The 17,005-nt window shown below is 65.7% G+C and carries 15 protein-coding genes; 8 read left to right on the top strand and 7 right to left on the bottom strand.

Going from position 1 to position 17,005, the window contains the following annotated elements:
- Nucleotides 1–24: 24 nt before the first annotated feature.
- From LK459_RS13875 to LK459_RS13865, 3 genes are all read left to right on the top strand, one after another.
- Complete coding sequence (locus tag LK459_RS13875; protein WP_227918967.1) at nt 25–1,179, top strand: acyl-CoA dehydrogenase family protein; 1,155 nt, start codon at nt 25–27, stop codon at nt 1,177–1,179.
- Nucleotides 1,154–2,689 carry an AMP-binding protein gene (locus LK459_RS13870; RefSeq protein WP_227923746.1) on the top strand — a complete coding sequence of 512 codons (1,536 nt, stop codon included), beginning with the start codon at nt 1,154–1,156 and terminating at the stop codon, nt 2,687–2,689. Before LK459_RS13875 ends, LK459_RS13870 begins: the two co-directional genes overlap by 26 nt.
- Before the next feature lie 402 nt (nt 2,690–3,091).
- Complete coding sequence (locus tag LK459_RS13865; protein ID WP_227918965.1) at nt 3,092–3,931, top strand: hypothetical protein; 840 nt, start codon at nt 3,092–3,094, stop codon at nt 3,929–3,931.
- A gap of 320 nt (nt 3,932–4,251) precedes the next feature.
- Here LK459_RS13865 and LK459_RS13860 read toward each other — a convergent pair whose 3' ends face one another.
- Nucleotides 4,252–5,382, bottom strand: a complete 1,131-nt coding sequence (locus LK459_RS13860) for an NAD(P)H-dependent flavin oxidoreductase (protein ID WP_227923744.1) — start codon at nt 5,380–5,382, stop codon at nt 4,252–4,254.
- A gap of 19 nt (nt 5,383–5,401) precedes the next feature.
- Nucleotides 5,402–7,048 (bottom strand): acyl-CoA synthetase, encoded by a 1,647-nt coding sequence (locus tag LK459_RS13855; RefSeq protein WP_227918963.1) that lies wholly within the window; start codon nt 7,046–7,048, stop codon nt 5,402–5,404.
- A 110-nt stretch (nt 7,049–7,158) separates the two neighbouring features.
- On the opposite strand from LK459_RS13855, the gene LK459_RS13850 reads away from it, so the two are divergent.
- Nucleotides 7,159–7,941, top strand: a complete 783-nt coding sequence (locus tag LK459_RS13850) for a crotonase/enoyl-CoA hydratase family protein (RefSeq protein WP_227918961.1) — start codon at nt 7,159–7,161, stop codon at nt 7,939–7,941.
- 111 nt (nt 7,942–8,052) lie between these two features.
- On the top strand, nt 8,053–9,513 hold the full coding sequence (locus LK459_RS13845) for a cytochrome P450 (RefSeq protein WP_227918956.1): 1,461 nt from the start codon (nt 8,053–8,055) through the stop codon (nt 9,511–9,513).
- Between the two features lie 81 nt (nt 9,514–9,594).
- Here the strand turns inward: LK459_RS13845 and LK459_RS13840 are convergent, their stop codons facing one another.
- The gene (locus tag LK459_RS13840) at nt 9,595–10,632 is read right to left on the bottom strand and encodes an LLM class F420-dependent oxidoreductase (protein ID WP_007239815.1); all 1,038 of its coding nucleotides are present in this window, start codon (nt 10,630–10,632) and stop codon (nt 9,595–9,597) included.
- 140 nt (nt 10,633–10,772) lie between these two features.
- Here LK459_RS13840 and LK459_RS13835 point away from each other — a divergent pair, with 140 nt between their 5' ends.
- From LK459_RS13835 to LK459_RS13825, 3 genes are read left to right on the top strand one after another with little or no spacing between them, the layout of a single operon-like run.
- Entirely contained in the window at nt 10,773–11,753 is a 981-nt protein-coding gene (locus LK459_RS13835) for a Zn-ribbon domain-containing OB-fold protein (protein ID WP_227923742.1), read from the top strand.
- Between the two features lie 29 nt (nt 11,754–11,782).
- The gene (locus LK459_RS13830) at nt 11,783–12,847 is read left to right on the top strand and encodes a thiolase domain-containing protein (RefSeq protein ID WP_227918955.1); all 1,065 of its coding nucleotides are present in this window, start codon (nt 11,783–11,785) and stop codon (nt 12,845–12,847) included.
- Nucleotides 12,847–14,025: a thiolase domain-containing protein gene (locus tag LK459_RS13825; RefSeq protein ID WP_227918953.1), complete on the top strand. Its 1,179-nt coding sequence runs from the start codon at nt 12,847–12,849 to the stop codon at nt 14,023–14,025. The genes LK459_RS13830 and LK459_RS13825 overlap by 1 nt, the downstream gene beginning before the upstream one ends.
- Nucleotides 14,026–14,138: 113 nt before the next feature.
- On the opposite strand, the gene LK459_RS13820 is transcribed toward LK459_RS13825, so the two are convergent.
- The 4 genes from LK459_RS13820 to LK459_RS13805 all read right to left on the bottom strand — a co-directional run bounded on the left by LK459_RS13820 (nt 14,139) and on the right by LK459_RS13805 (nt 16,927).
- Nucleotides 14,139–14,717 carry a hypothetical protein gene (locus LK459_RS13820; RefSeq protein WP_227918951.1) on the bottom strand — a complete coding sequence of 193 codons (579 nt, stop codon included), beginning with the start codon at nt 14,715–14,717 and terminating at the stop codon, nt 14,139–14,141.
- A gap of 127 nt (nt 14,718–14,844) precedes the next feature.
- Nucleotides 14,845–15,090 (bottom strand): hypothetical protein, encoded by a 246-nt coding sequence (locus LK459_RS13815; protein ID WP_227918946.1) that lies wholly within the window; start codon nt 15,088–15,090, stop codon nt 14,845–14,847.
- Nucleotides 15,091–15,235: 145 nt separating this feature from the next.
- Nucleotides 15,236–15,697: a nuclear transport factor 2 family protein gene (locus LK459_RS13810; protein WP_007239820.1), complete on the bottom strand. Its 462-nt coding sequence runs from the start codon at nt 15,695–15,697 to the stop codon at nt 15,236–15,238.
- 3 nt (nt 15,698–15,700) lie between these two features.
- Nucleotides 15,701–16,927: a cytochrome P450 gene (locus LK459_RS13805; protein WP_007239821.1), complete on the bottom strand. Its 1,227-nt coding sequence runs from the start codon at nt 16,925–16,927 to the stop codon at nt 15,701–15,703.
- Nucleotides 16,928–17,005: the final 78 nt, after the last annotated feature.

The following is a 17,005-nucleotide window of genomic DNA, read 5'->3' as shown; positions in this document are numbered from 1 at the left end:
AGCACTGAGCCGAGGAGCACGTACATGGACTTCACCCTCCCCGAAACCGCAACCGCCGTGCGCGATCTCGCGGCCGATATCGCCACCAAGATCAGCTCCGACGACCGGGTCGCAACGCTCGAGGCCTCGTCGGCTCCCCTCGACGATCTGCTGTGGCGCGAACTCGCCTCGGCGGGCCTGCTCGCCCTCGAGCTACCCGAAGCGCTTGCCGGTGACGCAGCGGGCGACCTCACGGCCGTCGAAAACACCACTGTCGCTGAGCAACTCGGCCGCCACCTGGCTCGGGTTCCCTTCGGTCAGCACGCGATCGCGGCGGGCCCGCTCCTCGCTCGAAATGCCACCACGACCCTCGCGACCGATTTGCTCCCCCGCATGGCGGACGGCACCCTCGTCGCGACAGCGGCCGTCGAAGAGGATCTTGGCGACGATGTACTTTCGCCCACCACCGCACTCACCCGATCGGGCCGCGGATACCTGCTGCGCGGCACCAAGATCAACGTCCCCTACGCCGCGGCGGCCGGGCTCCTACTGGTCACCGCCACAGATGCCGACGGGGTCGCCGTTGCGGTCGTCGACGCGACCACGGACGGCATCACCGTCACCGAGGCCCGAACCACCGGCCTCACCCCCACCTACCACGTCGAATTCTCTGACGTCGCAGTCGACGACGCACACGTGCTCCACGGCGCCGACATCGTTTCCGACCTCGTCGATCGCCTCACCCTCGCACTGTGTGCCGAACAGTCCGGCGTGCTCGCCGCAGCGCTGGCGGCCACGGCGTCCTACTCGCGCGAGCGGGAACAGTTCGGCCGGCCGATCGGCTCGTTCCAGGCCGTCGCACAGCGCCTCGCCGACGGCTACATCGACGTCTCGGCACTCTCTCTGACCACCACGCAGGCCGCGTGGATGCTCGCACAGTCTGCTGTCGGCACCGGACGATCCGGAGACGGCGATCGCGCGGATGTCTCCGCCGCGATCGCCACCGCCAAGTTCTGGGCGGCCGAGTCGGGACATCGAGTTGCCCACACAGCCGTGCACGTCCACGGTGGCGTCGGACTCGACACCAGTCACCCCACGCACCGATACTTTCTGCGCGCCAAACAGAATGAGTTCACCCTTGGGTCGGCCAGCACTGCGCTTCGACGACTCGGCGATGCGCTCGCGGCCGACCCGGCATGATCGCGGTGCAACCGTGACGATCACCGACCTCTTGTCGAAGCTGGTCGATGTCACCGATCGAGGGCTCCACGTCGAGGATGGTTTCGTCTCGTGGAGTGAGCACCTCCGCCGCTCCGCACAGCGCGCTGCTGCGGTCACCGAACTGCTGACTCAGGGCCGACCACCACATGTCGGTGTGCTGATGAGCAATGTCGCGGAGTTCAGTTATGCGATCGCTGCCGCCGTCCTCGGCGAGTTCGTCGTCGTCGGGCTCAATACCACCCGGCGTGGTGCCGCGCTCGCGGCCGACATCGCCACCGCCGACTGCGATCTGATCCTCACCTGCTCGGACACCCGCCACCTACTCGACGGCGTCGACCACGGTGCGCGGGTCATCGACGTCGACTCCGACGAGTGGTCCACACTCCTTGCGCCACACAGCGACACACCCGTCGATCTCCCTGATTCCTCCGACGACGATCTGCTGATGTTGATCTTCACGTCCGGCACCACGGGCGAACCCAAGGCTGTCCGCTGCACGCATCGCACGTTTGCAGCAAGCGGAACGATGCTCGCCGAACGCTTCGACATCGGCCCCGCCGACAACGTCTACCTGTCGATGCCCATGTTCCACTCGAACGCCACGATCGCAGGCTGGTCGGTCGCGGTGGCGGGCACGGCGTCGATCACGTTGCGTAACAGGTTCTCTGCGCGTTCGTTTCTGCCGGATGTCCGCCGCTTCGGGATCACCTACGCCAACTACGTCGGAAAACCGTTGAACTACATACTTGCGACTCCAGAGCGGTCAGACGACGCCGAGAATACGCTGCGAATCGTGTACGGCAACGAGGCGTCGGCACGCGATCGTCGACGCTTCGCCGCACGGTTCGGTTGCCGCGTCGTCGACGGCTTCGGTTCCACAGAGGGCGGTGTGGCCATCACACGCACTCCCGACACCCCCGACGACGCTCTCGGTCCCCTGCGGCCGCCGACAGCCATTGTCGGCCACGACACCGGCGCGCCGCTGCCCGCGGGCGAGATCGGAGAGATCGTGAACAGCTCTGGTCCGGGGCTGTTCAGTGGCTACTACGGGAATCCCGATGCCACCGCGGAACGGATGCGCGGCGGCGTCTACCACACGGGCGACCTCGGGTGGGTCGACGACGCCGGCTACGTCCACTTCGCGGGCCGCCTCGGCGAGTGGATGCGCGTCGACGGCGAGAACCTCTGCACTGGACCGATAGAACGAATCCTGCTACGGCACAGCAGCATCAGGCAGACTGCGGTCTACGGGGTACCGACGGAGATCGGCGACGAGATCGAGGCGGTACTGGTGGCACCCGCACTCGATCCCGGCGAGTTCGGCGACTTCCTGGCCGCGCAGCCCGACCTCGGGCCCAAGCAGTGGCCGCACCGCGTGCGCATCGTCGACTCCCTGCCGGAGACCGCGACCTTCAAAACACTCAAACGCACACTCCGCGAAACCGATTCAGTCCCGACGTGGACCCGCCGCGGCCGCACCTACGCGTGACCGCTGGCCCGGTCGCCCCACTCCCCCGCGCGCGCAGAAAGTAGCGAAAAGACCCCTTCCCCGACTTCCCTCCCCTCCCCCTACAAACTTCCCGCGGAAACCACAGAAACCAGGGGAAAGCCCGACGCTGCCCCACCGCTCACCCCATCCCGCACCACGACTTATCCACAACCGCGCGACTCCGTCGAGTTATCCACAACCAGGTGCACAGGCCGACACCTTTCCGCGACTTTCGGCCACGATCACTGCAAGACCTCATTCCACGCATCCGACCCCGACGGCTCGGCGTCGGACAGTCGAATCATCCATCGGCGCACCGTCATCGGCGAAGGACACACTGACCGCGACATCCGGCGCGCGCTCAGAGATCAACAGATCGAGCGCCTGCGACAGGGCTCGTACGTGTCCAGCTCTGCCTACGCCGACCTCGAAGACTACGAACGCGCCGAAACCAGATACCGCGACATGGTCGTCGCCGCGGCGCGTAGTGGAGGCCCGCGTCGATTCCTGAGTCATCAGTCGGCGGCTGTCATGCTCGGGGTCCCGCTGCTGAACCCCGACCGGTCGACGGTGCACTTCGTCTCCGAGCGCTCCGGACGTACCTCGCCCGGACTCGCGATCCATCAGGCGCCCATCCCCGACGAACACCTGGTGAGCGTCGACGGAATCCTGGTCACCTCGATCGGACGAACGGTCTGCGACGTCGCGCGCCTCGGCAACCTCCGACAAGCCGTCGGCGCACTCGACAGTGGGCTGTATCAAGGACGAATTCGTGAACAGCCCATCGACCTCGCCGCCATCGTCGACGCACTCGGCCCCTGCCACGGGATCAACGTGCTCCGGACCGCACTGCTCCTGGCCACCGACCTATCGGAGTCGATCGGTGAGACGATCAGCCGTTGCATTTTCTGCGAGTCGGAGCTCATCCCCGACCCGGAACTGCAGGTGGTCATCACGCTCCCCGACGGCACCATGTACCGCTGCGATTTCGGGTGGCGGGATTCTGAAGGCAATCTACGAGTGGTCGGCGAGTTCGACGGCCGGCTCAAGTACCACCGCGCCTCCGCCGACAGCGGAGCGATGCTTCCGGAAGAGGTGATCTACGACGAGAAGCTGCGTGAGGACGCGATTCGTGCCCGCGACATCACCTTCGCGCGGTGGACCTGGAACGAACTCGCCGCACCGAGGCGCCTCACCGAACGCATCCACGACGCATTGCTGCGCGGAGGCGTCCTGAAGTGAAGTCACCTACCGCGAATGTGCCTCACTCCGACCATCGGCCCGGGCCCCACGAGTGCGCCTCGACACGCAACCCCCGTCTCCTCTGCATCGCGCATCTCCTCTCGCATCGCTGACCTCACCTTCGTGACGCTCGACGCTTCTCTGGCACACCCTTCCCCGACTTTCACGCCTTTCCGCGCGAAACAACCCGCGGAACAGCACAAAAGCAGCGGAAGGGATCTTTCCCCTACTTTTGGCGGACAGCGCGGGGCGAGCAGCGCGGGCGATGCACCGAGTCCGCCGGGCCGCCGGGCCGCCGGCCCACCGGCCGCCGAGGAGCCCTACTCCAGCGTCTTGCCCAGCCGCACGGCGGATTCCTGGTACTCGCTGACCAGGTCAGCGATCAACTCGGCGACCGGAGTGATCGAGTTCATGCGCCCGACGATCTGACCTGCGGGCATCGCGACGACGTCCGCGTCATCGGCCTGAGAGATGCGCGCATGCGCTTCCCCCACGAGAAGATTCTGCAGCGGCATCGGCAATGGTTCCGGAGCGCCGGGTGCATCCCAGGCATCGGTCCACTTCGTCTTCAGCAGGCGGGCAGGCTTGCCCGAGTAGATCCGGCGTCGAACGGTATCCCGCGACGACGCCGCCAGCAGCGCCTTCTGCACGGTCGACGGTCCGTTTCCGGTCGCGCCGAGCCGGTATTCGGCGGCGGTCAGCCAGTAGGTGCCCATCCACACGCCCTGCGCTCCCAGCGCAATTGCCGCGGCCATCTGCCGCCCACTGCCGACGCCACCCGCCGCCAAAACCGGGGCCCGATCGCCCACCGCGTCGACGAGTTCCGGCCACAACACCATCGAGGTGACCTCACCGGTGTGACCGCCACCCTCATATCCCTGCGCGATCACGATGTCGACGCCAGCGTCCACGTGGTGCAGCGCATGGTCTTTCGCTCCGGCAAGGGCCGCGACCTGTACTCCGTTCTCGTGCGCGACGCCGATGACGTCCGGCGGCGGCGACCCGAGCGCGTTCGCGATCAGCTTGATCTGCCCGTACTTTCGGGCGTGCTCCATCGCGACGTCGACATGCGAGCGCGCGACCGAATGCAGCCACCCGAGCACTCCGGTGTTGAGCCGTTCACCGTTCTCCAACGGCGGCACCCCGAGATCGTCGAGGGTACGTTCGACGAAAGCCCGGTGCTCGGGCGGAATCATCGATTCCAGATCGACCTTGCTTCCCTCCGTGGGGATCTTGGCGGGCATCACGACGTCGACGCCGAACGGCTTGCCGTCGGTGTGTTCGTGCATCCACTCGAGCACCTCGTCGAGTTCGGACGCCTCATTGAAGCGGACACACCCGAGCACACCCATTCCACCTGAGCGGCTGATCGCGGCAGCCACCTCCTGGCTCGGCGTGAAGCCGAAGATCGGGTAGTCGATCCCGAATCGTTCGGTGAGTTCTGTTCTGATCACACGGTTACTCATGCTGTCATGCCCTTCCGCTGACGACCTGCGACGACGCGTCGGCCGGTCGTGACTCGGTGATGTCTCTGCCCCACGCGTAGTTCGGCTTACCAGCGGGCGAGCGCTTGATCTCGTCGACGTACCAGACACTGCGCGGACACTTGTATCCGGCAACCTGTTCCCGCACAACATGGTTCAGTTCATCGAGACTCGGCTTGGCCCCGTCACGGGTCGCGATGACGGCCGCGACTCGCTGTCCGTATCGATCGTCGGGGATGCCGACGACGACGGTGTCGAACACGTCGGGGTGTGCCTTGAGCGCGGCCTCGACCTCCTCCGGGAAGACCTTCTCGCCGCCTGTGTTGATCGACTGGGAGCCGCGACCCATCATCGTGATGGAGCCGTCGACGTCGACCGTCGCGAGGTCGCCCGGAATGGAGTACCGGATACCGTTGAACTCCTTGAAGGTTCGGGCAGTCTTCTCCGGATCGTTGTAGTAGCGCAACGGTATGTTCCCCGACCTCGCGAGGATTCCGACCTCGCCGGAGCCCGGCTCGACCGGACTGCCGTCTTCACGCAACACCACGGCAGCCTTGTCGGCCGTCACTCTCGGTGCGCCCGTGTGCGATTGCCCCTTCTGCGCCGCGGACATGCCGCTGAATCCGGTCTCCGACGATCCTATGGCGTCGATGACGAGCAGATTCGGCATGAGTTCGAGATATTCGTCCTTCACGCTGGCCGAGAACAGGGCGGCCGACGACGCAAGCGACACAACGGATGCGGTGTCATAGCGCCGACCATCGGGATGCCCCGCGCGCAGTGCGTCGACCATCGGTCGCGCCATCGCGTCACCGGTGATCATCACGACGTTGACCTTGTGCTGCTCGATGATCTGCCAGGTGAGGTGCGCACCGAACTCGGGGTAGATCACCGCCTTGCCGCCGGCGAAGAGCTCTTGGAATACGGCCCACTGCGATCCGCCGTGGATGAACGGCGGGATCGGGTAGCGAACCAGTTGACCACCGGCCGCGCCGTCGCGAGCCTGCTGCCATTCGTCGGAGATCTTCTCACCCGTGTAGAAGTTGATCCCACCGCCCAGCACCCGCCAGATGTCCTCTTGCCGCCAGACGACGCCCTTCGGGAGTCCCGTTGTTCCCCCCGTGTACAGCATGTAGAGGTCGTCGTCGCTGCGCGGCGCGAAATCACGCTCGACGCTCCCGCGGTCCAGAGCATCGGCATACGAAATCGCGCCGTCGGGTGCGTCCACGTCCGAGCCGTCGTCGACGACGATCACGTGGCCCAGTTCCGGTGCCTTCGGTAACACGTTCCGCACCCTGTCGCCATACTGTCGTTCGTAGATCAGGACCTTCATGTCGGAGTCGGTGACGATGTGTTCGAGTTCGGCGGTCACGTACCGGTAGTTGACATTGACCATCACCGCCCGAGCCTTGAAGATGGCGAACATCGCCACAACGCATTCCAGCGTGTTCCTGCTGTACAGACCCACCGCGTCACCCGGCTCCACACCGAGTGCGATCAGCTCGTGGGCGAGCGCGTTCGCGTCGCGCTCCACCTCGGCGTACGTCATCGATCGGTCGGCGGTCTCCAACGCGGTTCGGTCGGACATCAGGTCGACGGCGTGTTCGATCAGGTCGGCGATGTGGAAGGCCATGACGATAAAATTAGAACGTGTTACTGTTTTCGGCAAGGCCTGATCACGTGTTCGACGCGCCGTGTCCGCCGTCGGAGGCAACGGGATCACAACGACCCCAAGGAGTACCGATGCCGGAGTGCCTCGTCGAGAAGCGCGGCCACGTTCTCGTCGTGACCATGAACCGCCCGCAGGTCCGCAACGCACTGTCGACCGAGATGATGGCGATCATGGAGGATGCCTGGGATCAGGTCGACGACGACCCCGACATCCGCGTCGCCATCCTGACCGGAGCCGGTGGCTATTTCTGCGCGGGCGCCGACCTCAAATCGATGAACGCCAAGCCCGCGGGCGACAAGTTCGCCGAGGGCGGTTGGGATCTCACGCGGATGCCCGCTTTGCTGAAGGGTCGTCGGCTCACCAAACCACTCATCGCAGCGGTGGAGGGTCCCGCCATCGCCGGCGGTACCGAGATCCTGCAGGGCACCGACATCCGCGTCGCAGGCGAGAGTGCGAAGTTCGGTGTGTCCGAAGCGAAGTGGGGGTTGTTCCCGCTTGGCGGCAGTGCAGTGCGGCTGGTCCGCCAGATCCCGTACACGATCGCCGCCGACATCCTGCTCACCGGCAGACACATCACCGCGGCAGAGGCCAAGGAGTACGGCCTGATCGGTTACGTCGTCCCCGACGGTTCCGCACTCGACAAAGCACTCGAGATCGCCGACGTCATCGCGGCCAACGGTCCCCTCGCCGTGCAAGCGATACTCAGGACCATCCGTGACACCGAGGGCCTTCACGAGGAGGACGCATTCAAGATCGACGCCGACCTCGGCGCGCGCGTCTTCATGAGCAAAGACGCCAAGATCGGCCCCAGAGCGTTCGCCGCCAAGGAAAAGCCTGTCTTCACCGGCGAATGACCTTTAGGCGACAGCATCGAGTCTCACTCGCAGACCCAACCGGGGTCATCATTCGTCCACCTGGGGGCGCGGTTCGTTGACACCTCGAAGCACGCACGGCAGGGTCGTGACATGTCACGCCTGAGCGTCGAGAACAACTGGTCAGGTCAGCGCTTCCCCAGTCCCGGACGTCGCAGGCCACTGATCGGCGATCTCGGTGTCGCCGATCCGCGGCATCCGTTGCTGAGCATGCTGACGCTCGGCGCCGATCTCGGCCCGATCTACGAGATGCAGGTTTTCCGCCAGAAGTTCGTCTTCGTCGCATCAGCCGAACTCTCCGCCGAGCTCTGCGACGAAACGCGATTCTCCAAAGCACTTCCACCCGCGATCGAGGCGCTACGCGACTACGTGGGCGACGGCTTGTTCACCGCCCGCAACGACGAGTCCAATTGGCAACTCGCGCATGACCTCCTGATGCCCGCATTCACCAAGTCGGCGATGCGCTCCTATCACCCGATCATGCTCGAGACGGCGAACGAATTGTTCGACTACTGGGACCGGCTACCAGCCGACACCTCGGGAGCGACGACCGTCGACGTGACACGGGACATGACGAAACTGACCATGGAAACGTTGAGCCGCGCAGCGTTCAGCCACGACTTCGGGTCGTTCACCTCCGCACAGCAGCACCCGTTCGTCGGCGCCATGATCCGCGCGCTGGAGACCGGTCGCCGTAAGGGCGCGCTGCGCACCGCACCTGGCGGCCGTTACCTCACGGCGCTTCTCGACCGCCGCAACGCGCAGACCCAGAACTACGTCGACGCACTACTCGACGACCTCATCGCCGAACGAGAGCACACCACCGATCAGCACGATTTACTCGGGATCATGCTCAACGTCGCCCACCCCGAAACCGGTGAACGCCTGTCGCCGTTGAACATCCGCCACCAGATCCTCACCTTCCTCGTGGCAGGACACGAAACGACCTCGGGTGCTCTGTCGTTCACGCTGCACTACCTGTCCCAGCACCCCCACTGTCTCGCTCAGGCCCAACGCGAGGCCGATGACGCACTCGGTCACGACCCGACCTCGATGCCGACGTTCGAGCAGGTGCCTCGTTTCCGCTACATCCGTCGCGCGCTCGACGAGGCGTTGCGCATCTGGCCGACGGTTCCCGCGTTCGCGCGCAGCCCACGATCGACGACGACGCTCGGCGGCCGCTACCGGATGACGCCGGACGACTGGGCCGTCATCGTCCTCGCCCAGGTCCATCGCGACCCCGCCGTCTGGGACGATCCCGACACCTACGATCCGGATCGCTTCCTGCCCGAGAACGTCAGGAAGCGCCCTGCACACACCTACAAGCCGTTCGGCAACGGCGTGCGCGCCTGCATCGGACGGCAATTCGCGCTCCATGAAGCCGTGCTCGTGCTGGCGAGCCTGTTGCACCGCTACGAGATCGCACCCGATCCCGGCTACCGGCTCCGCGTCGACGAACGACTCACGATGGTGCCGAAAGACTTTCAGCTCACGCTGACGCCACGGCGCGTGCCCGCGCAGACGTCCCGGGAGCGTAGCGCCAGCCAGCCCTGACCCACTCCCCGTCAGCCCCACTCCCCGCCGGCCCCACTCCCCGTCGGCCCCACTCCTCGTCAGCGACGTTGCACAGACGCCTCACACCAGCGTCGCGAGTTCACGGATCGTCCCGGCGTCGCGCGTGGTCACCATCAGCATCGACACACCCGCGGATTCCCACTGCTTGATCTGTTCGCGCACCTCGTCGGCCGTACCGACGATCATCGTCTCACGCACCATCTCGTCGGGAACCGCGGCGAGTGCCTCTTCTTTGCGTCCGGCGAGGAACAGCGCGCCGATCTCGTCGACGACGTCGCCGTACCCCATTCGCCGATACAACTCGGCGTGGAAATTCTTCTCCTTGGCGCCCATCCCGCCCACGTACAGCGCGGTCGCGGGTCGATATGCGTCGATCGCTGCATCGACATCGTCGGTGATCTCCACCTGCACGGTCGCCGCGACCTCGAAGTCGTCCCGTGTCCGACGCGCCCCGGGACGCGCGAATCCCTCCGCCAGCCACGACTCGTACTGATCGGCGAGCGAGAGGCTGTAGAAGATGGCGAGCCAACCGTCGGCGATCTCCGCGGTCTGCGCGACATTCTTGGGCCCCTCCGCGCCCAACCAGATCGGGATGTCGGCGCGCAGCGGATGGGTGATCGGCTTGAGCGACTTACCCAGCCCTGTCGCGCCCGGCGCGTCGGCGGGATAGGGCAACGGGTAGTGCGGGCCTGCGCTGCGGACACGATCTGCCCGCGCCAGCACGTCACGCACAATCTGCACGTATTCTCTTGTGCGCGCGAGAGGTTTGCCGAAGGGCTGCCCGTACCACCCTTCGACGACCTGCGGACCTGACACGCCGAGTCCGATAATGTGCCGTCCCGCCGAGAGATGGTCAAGGGTCAGCGCGTGCATCGCCAGCGAGGTCGGCGGACGTGCCGACAACTGGGCGACGGCGGTACCCAGACGTATCCGCGACGTCGACGCTCCCCACCAGGCGAGCGGGGTGTAGGCGTCCGACCCCCACGACTCGGCGGTGAACACCGCGTCGAACCCTGAGTCTTCTGCCGCAGCGATGAGCCCCGGAGCGTCGTCGATGGGTCCAGCTCCCCAATATCCCAGTTGCAGCGCGAGTTTCACCGGTCGACCTCTTCCCTGTCGCCGCCGCGACCACCACCGCGGTCACAGCCTTGTGCCCCAATACTAGAACGTGTTCTACTCGAAGTGTGAGCAGCATCGACACTTCTCCCGACGCGACCGCCTCGAGTCCCGTTGTCAGCGTGCCCGATCCCGGGACCACCATCCTGACCGCCGAGCTGAGCAACACGTTCGCCTACACGCGGTCGCTCGGACCGGTGTTGAGCCAGTTCGCACTCGGCCTGCGCGACGGCCGCATAGTGGGCTCACGCTCGTCCGACGGGACCGTCTCGGTGCCGCCGATCGAATTCGACGCCGCGTCGGGCGCGCCGATCTCCGAGGTCGTCGACGTCGCACCCGTCGGCACGGTCACCACCTGGTCGTGGAATCCCGAGCACATCGACGGACAGCCCGTGGAAGCACCGTTCGCGTGGGCGCTAATCCGCCTCGACGGCGCGGATTCCGCGCTGCTGCACGCGGTCGAGGTGTCCAGTGCATCGGAGATGTCGACCGGAATGCGCGTGCACGCCGTCTGGCGCGCAGCGCGGAGCGGTCGCATTGACGACATCGCCTACTTCGCGCCCGGCGAGACCGCCGAACCCGCGGAGCGCAACACCGCCGAGAATCCGGACGGCGAACAGTTCATCATCACCACACCGATCACCACGACGATCACCCATTCGGCCACCGAGGAGGAATCCCGCTACCTCGAAGGCCTCAAGGCGGGCAAGCTCATCGGCACGCGCATCGGGTCGGGAGTCGACGCCGGTCGCGTCTACTTCCCGCCACGGTCGGTGAGCCCCGCCGACGGTGCGCCCGCGGTCGAACACGTCGAACTCCCCGACACCGGGATCGTCACCACGTTCTGCATCGTGAACGTCCCGTTCCAGGGCCAGCGGATCAAGCCTCCCTACGTCGCCGCATACGTACTCCTCGACGGCTCCGACATCCCATTCCTGCACCTCATCCTCGACTGCCCCGCCGACGAGGTCCGAATGGGGATGCGTGTCGAGGCCGTCTGGGTACCAGAAGACGAGCGCGAACTGTCCATGGGCTCGATCAGTCACTTCCGGCCGACCGGTGAGCCCGACGCCGAGTACGACAGCTACCGCGAGTTCCTCTGACCCGCGATCTCTACCTCCAGGAGCACCACGTGACCTTCCCCCGTATCGCGATCGTCGGGTTCGCCCACAGTCCCAACATCGTCGGCACACACGGCACCACCAACGGCGTCGAGATGCTCATCCCCTGCTTCACCAAGCTCTATGCCGAGCTCGGCATCTCGCGCACAGACATCGAGTTCTGGTGCAGCGGTTCGTCGGACTACCTCGCCGGACGTGCCTTCTCGTTCATCTCGGCCATCGACTCGATCGGCGCGATGCCGCCGATCAACGAATCGCATGTCGAGATGGACGGTGCGTGGGCACTGTACGAGGCATGGGTGAAGATCGCCAGCGGCGAGGTCGACCTCGCCCTGGCCTACGGTTTCGGCAAATCCTCAGCGGGAGACAGCAACCGAACACTGTCGATGCAGAACGATCCGTACACCGTCGCGCCACTGTGGCCCGGTGACCGATCCCTTGCCGGGTTGCAGGCGCGTGCGGGCCTCGACTCGGGCACGTGGACCGAGGCCGACATGGCGGCCGTGGCGGCACGGACAACCGGCTCGTCGGTCGAGGAACTGCTCGCAACCGACTACGTCGCCGATCCCCTTCGCGCGCATGACATCGCACCATTCACCGATGCAGCCGCCGCAGTGATCATCGCCAGTGAGCGGCGCGCCCGGGAGCTCGTCGCCAATCCCGCCTTCGTCACCGGCTGGGATCACCGCATCGACAGCGCGAACTTCGGCGCGCGGGATCTGACCATCTCGCCATCGACCGCGCTGGCCGCCGACACCGCATTCGGAGACAGGACACGCGCCGTAGACGTTGCCGAGATCGCAGCGCCGTACACGCACCAGGAGATCATCGTGCGCAACGCGCTCGGCATCCCCGCCTCGGTGCGGATCAATCCGTCCGGTGGTCTGCTGACGGGCAACTCGTTGTTCAGCGGCGGGTTGCAGCGCATCGGGTACGCGGCTCACGAGATCCTCACGGGCAATGCGCACACGGCACTCGCGCACGCGACGAGCGGACCTCTGCTGCAGCAGAACATGGTGGTCACGCTGCAGAGTGATTCGAACAGCGGGGATTCGAACGTGGGAGACGAGAACTGATGGCACACAACAACCGTGCGGCAGTCCTGGGCACCGGACAAACCAAGTACGTCGCCAAGCGACACGACGTCACGATGGCAGGCATGTGCCGCGAGGCGATGGACGCTGCGCTTACCGACGCGGGTGTGGGCATCGACGACATCGACGCGATCGTCATCGGAAAGGCGCCGGACCTCTTCGAGGGTGCGATGATGCCCGAACTCGCGATGGCCGACGCCCTCGGTGCCGTCGGCAAGCGGATGATCCGCGTTCACACAGCAGGGTCGGTGGGCGGCTCGACCGCCAACGTCGCCGCCTCGTTGGTGTTCGCCGGTGTGCACAAGCGTGTGCTCGCCATTGCATGGGAAAAGCAGTCGGAGTCGAATGCCATGTGGGCACTGTCGCTTCCGGTTCCGTTCACCAAACCGGTCGGCGCGGGCGCGGGAGGCTTCTTCGCACCGCACGTGCGTTCGTACATCCGACAGTCCGGCGCTCCCGAACACATCGGCGCGATGGTCGCCACCAAGGATCGACGCAACGGTGCCCGGAATCCGTTGGCACACCTTCATCAACCCGACATCACGGTCGACAGCGTGATGGCCTCACAGATGCTCTGGGACCCCATCCGCTATGACGAGACCTGCCCGTCGTCCGACGGCGCGTGCGCCGTGGTGATCGGCGACGAACAGGTCGCCGACGCCGCTGTCGCCGACGGCCATCCGGTCGCCTGGGTGCATGCCACCGCCATGCGCACCGAACCCCTGTTCTTCGCGCACCGCAACACCGTCAACCCGCAGGCCAGCCGCGACGCCGCAGCGGCACTGTGGAAGTCGGCAGGCATCGACAACCCGATCGACGAGGTCGACGTCGCAGAGGTCTACGTCCCGTTCTCATGGTTCGAGCCCATGTGGCTCGAGAGTCTCGGCTTCGCCCCCGAGGGCGAGGGTTGGAAACTGACCGAGGCCGGCGAGACCGAGATCGGCGGCCGCATCCCGTTCAACCCGTCGGGCGGTGTGCTGTCGTCCAATCCGATCGGGGCGTCGGGCATGATCCGCTTCGCCGAGGCTGCGATCCAGGTGATGGGCAAGGCCGGTGACCATCAGGTCGCCGGCGCCCGCAAGGCACTCGGCCACGCATACGGCGGTGGGGCGCAGTACTACTCGATGTGGCTCGTCGGCGCCGACAAGCCGTCGAGCTAGCCGGGCCGCGCGCGAGCGACCCGGCGCGCGGCTACCTCATCTGTACACAGCTACCTTCTGCACCGTCGAAGGTAGCTGCGCACAGGTCAGGTAGCTGCACGGAGCGCACCCGGTCAAGCCGCGCGCCGACCGAGCATACGCATGACCCGCTCGGCCAGCACCGCCGGTTCGTCGAGGTCGCGCCAACCCCACCGCAGCAGCGCGTGCCCGGTCTCGACGACCCCGTCGGCGCGTGCCTTCTCGCCGACCAGCGCACGCCGTATCTCGTCCGGGTCGTCGCCGTACTTCTTGTTCCCATCGGCCTCCCCGCAGAGGCGTCCGTCGCGCCAGTACAGGTCGACGCGTGCTAGGAAACGCCCTTGCGCGTCGTAGATGTTCACCTGCAGTTCCGGTTCCGGCACGCCGGCGTCGACCAGTTCGACGCGGCTGCGGGTCTCCAGCACTGACTCCGCCTTGCCGTCACACCGACCGATCACCCGGATCGCCGCAGGCCGCCCACGCATTCCGGTCAACAGGTCCAGCTCGTTCTGCAGGTCTTCGACGGTGCACAGTCCTGCATGCAGGGCGGCGTCACCCACCGCGATGGCGGGTATCCGTGCGGACGTCCGGGCGATGTCGACGACTGTGCGGGCCGGGGAGACGACCAGCACGCCATCGACGTCGACCAGAGCAGGCGGCCGGGTGTCGGTCATCAGTCGGGTGCGTGAGGTCGTGCGCGTACCAGGCGTACGCCCGCTGTCGGCGATGGACACCCGCGATGTGTCGAGACCCCAGACCGGCAGCCCCAATACTGCGCCGGCCGATGAGAGAGCCAGCGCGCTAGTGTGTTTCGCGTCGCAGCACCTCGGGACTGCGTGCGTCGCGCCGTACCGCGGCCAGCGCACGGTGGCGGTGTCGTTGCTCAGGGGTGTCTTCCGTGAGTAGTTCCCGGGGAATCACCACTCCGGGCGCCAGCGCCACGAGTGCTCCGACCTCGACCGCACGTCGAATTTCACGGTCGACATAACCAGCCGCGAGGAGTTCGGCGCGATTGACCGCACCCGTGATGCCATGGAAGTGGACCATGCACGTCGTGACGCACACAGCGGCGGCTCGGTTCCACGAATAATCCGCACCTCATCTGTCACCAGCTACCTTCGGAACCGCCGAAGGTGAAGTGCAACAGACGAGGTGCGGATCTCGACGTCAGGTCAGGAAACGTGTCCCAGAGTCAGGCCGGCCGCACTGAGTTGATCGTCTTCTCGACCTCCCAGAAGGCCCGCAGCGCCGACAGTTTGCCGTCGTCGTCGGCGCGATAGGTGAACACGCCGTGCGCCTCCGACACATGGCCCGCGATGTGCGTCACGATCTTCCCGACGTAGGCGACCTCGTTGCCGCAGATGATCTCGTCGTCGAAGACGAACTCGATACTCTCGGTGGTCCCGATCGACAGATCCCAGAACTGCGAGATACGTTCTCGGCCTTGGAATCCAACCCCTCGTTCGTCGAACATCGACGGCCCGACCGGATCCTCGACCTTCGCGTCCGGCGCGAAGTTGTCAAGCCACGCCTGCTTGTCCCGAGCCGCGACCGCCTCCCGCGATCGGCGACCCGCCACGACGGCGGGGTGGTTCTCCCGGTCGATCCCCAGGTATGCGGGTTGACTCGAATCCTGTTGGGCGGCAGTGCTCATCGATCAACGTGTTCCATAGTCGACCTGCAGTTCCTTCACTCCGTTGATCCATCCGTGCCGGAGTCTGCGTGGTTCGTTCAGCCGCGAGATGTCGGGAACGAGATCGGCGATGGCATTGAACATCAGGTTGATCTCCATGCGGGCGAGATTGGCGCCGACACAGAAGTGCGCTCCGTTGCCACCGAATCCGACGTGTGGGTTGGGATCGCGCAGGATGTTGAACGAGAACGGATCGTCGAACACGTCTTCGTCGTAATTGGCCGAACCGTAGAACAATCCGACGCGCTCTCCCTGCTTGATGTCGATGCCGCCCACCTGGGTATCGCGCTTGGCGGTGCGCTGGAAGCAGTTCACCGGCGTCGCCCAGCGGACGATCTCGTCGACCGCGGTGGCCGGGCGCTGCGCCTTGAACAGCTCCCACTGCTCGGGATGTTCGAGGAAGGCGTTCATGCCGTGGCTGATCGCATTACGCGTTGTCTCGTTGCCGGCGACGGTGAGCAGGATGAAGAAGAATCCGAACTCGGCCTCGTCGAGGTGCTGGCCGTCGATGTCGGCGTTGACCAGCGTGCTGACGATGTCGTCGACAGGACATTTCCGACGCTCTTCGGCCATGTTGTAGCCATAGCCGAGGATCTCGGCCGAGGCCACCTGCGGATCGACTGCGGCGAACTCCGGGTCGTCGTAGTTCATCATGTTGTTCGACCACTCGAACAGCTTCGTGCGATCGGTCTCGGGTACCCCGAGCAGATCCGCGATCGCCAGAAGCGGGAGGTCGACGGCGACGTCGTGCACGAAGTCGCCGGTGCCCCTGTCTGCAGCCTGCTGCACGATGGCGCGGGCCGCGTCGTCGAGCTTCTCCTCCAGCGCCTGCACCGCGCGAGGCGTGAACGCCTTCGAGATCACCTTCCGCAGGCGCGTGTGCTCCGGCGGATCGTGATTGATCAGCAGCGCCTTGGTGACGTCGAGCTGGTCCTGCGGCATCTCGTCGTCGAACCGCATGATGACGCCGTTGGTCGACGTCGCCCAGTCCTCGTTGTTCTTGGAGATCTCGCGGACGTGCGCGTGCTTCGAGACGACCCAGTAACCCCCGTCGTGGAATCCGCCGCCCTTACCGGGGAGCTGGGCGTTCCACCACACCGGGGCGGTCTTGCGCAGCGCCGCGAATTCGGCGACAGGGATGCCCTTCTCGAGCAGGTCCGGATTGGTGAAATCCCACCCCTCCTGATGCATGAAGGGACATGATGCTGTTGGTGAGGATGACGTCTGGTCGGCCCCCACGCCGTCGGTCTGGATCACGGAAATACCACC

It is taken from the genome of Gordonia otitidis (genome assembly GCF_020735545.1).
Classification (GTDB): domain Bacteria; phylum Actinomycetota; class Actinomycetes; order Mycobacteriales; family Mycobacteriaceae; genus Gordonia; species Gordonia otitidis.
Note: the sequence above shows the minus strand (reverse complement) of the source record. Positions and strands in the feature narration are given on the sequence as shown.

Excerpts from the sequence above, each read along its gene's own strand:
- LK459_RS13875 (WP_227918967.1), top strand. The coding sequence starts at position 25 with ATGGACTTCACCCTCCCCGAAACCGCAACCGCCGTGCGCGATCTCGCG.
- LK459_RS13870 (WP_227923746.1), top strand. The coding sequence starts at position 1,154 with ATGCGCTCGCGGCCGACCCGGCATGATCGCGGTGCAACCGTGACGATC.
- LK459_RS13855 (WP_227918963.1), bottom strand. The coding sequence starts at position 7,048 with ATGGCCTTCCACATCGCCGACCTGATCGAACACGCCGTCGACCTGATG.
- LK459_RS13850 (WP_227918961.1), top strand. The coding sequence starts at position 7,159 with ATGCCGGAGTGCCTCGTCGAGAAGCGCGGCCACGTTCTCGTCGTGACC.
- LK459_RS13845 (WP_227918956.1), top strand. The coding sequence starts at position 8,053 with ATGTCACGCCTGAGCGTCGAGAACAACTGGTCAGGTCAGCGCTTCCCC.
- LK459_RS13825 (WP_227918953.1), top strand. The coding sequence starts at position 12,847 with ATGGCACACAACAACCGTGCGGCAGTCCTGGGCACCGGACAAACCAAG.
- LK459_RS13820 (WP_227918951.1), bottom strand. The coding sequence starts at position 14,717 with ATGACCGACACCCGGCCGCCTGCTCTGGTCGACGTCGATGGCGTGCTG.
- LK459_RS13815 (WP_227918946.1), bottom strand. The coding sequence starts at position 15,090 with ATGGTCCACTTCCATGGCATCACGGGTGCGGTCAATCGCGCCGAACTC.
- LK459_RS13810 (WP_007239820.1), bottom strand. The coding sequence starts at position 15,697 with ATGAGCACTGCCGCCCAACAGGATTCGAGTCAACCCGCATACCTGGGG.
- LK459_RS13805 (WP_007239821.1), bottom strand. The coding sequence starts at position 16,927 with ATGCATCAGGAGGGGTGGGATTTCACCAATCCGGACCTGCTCGAGAAG.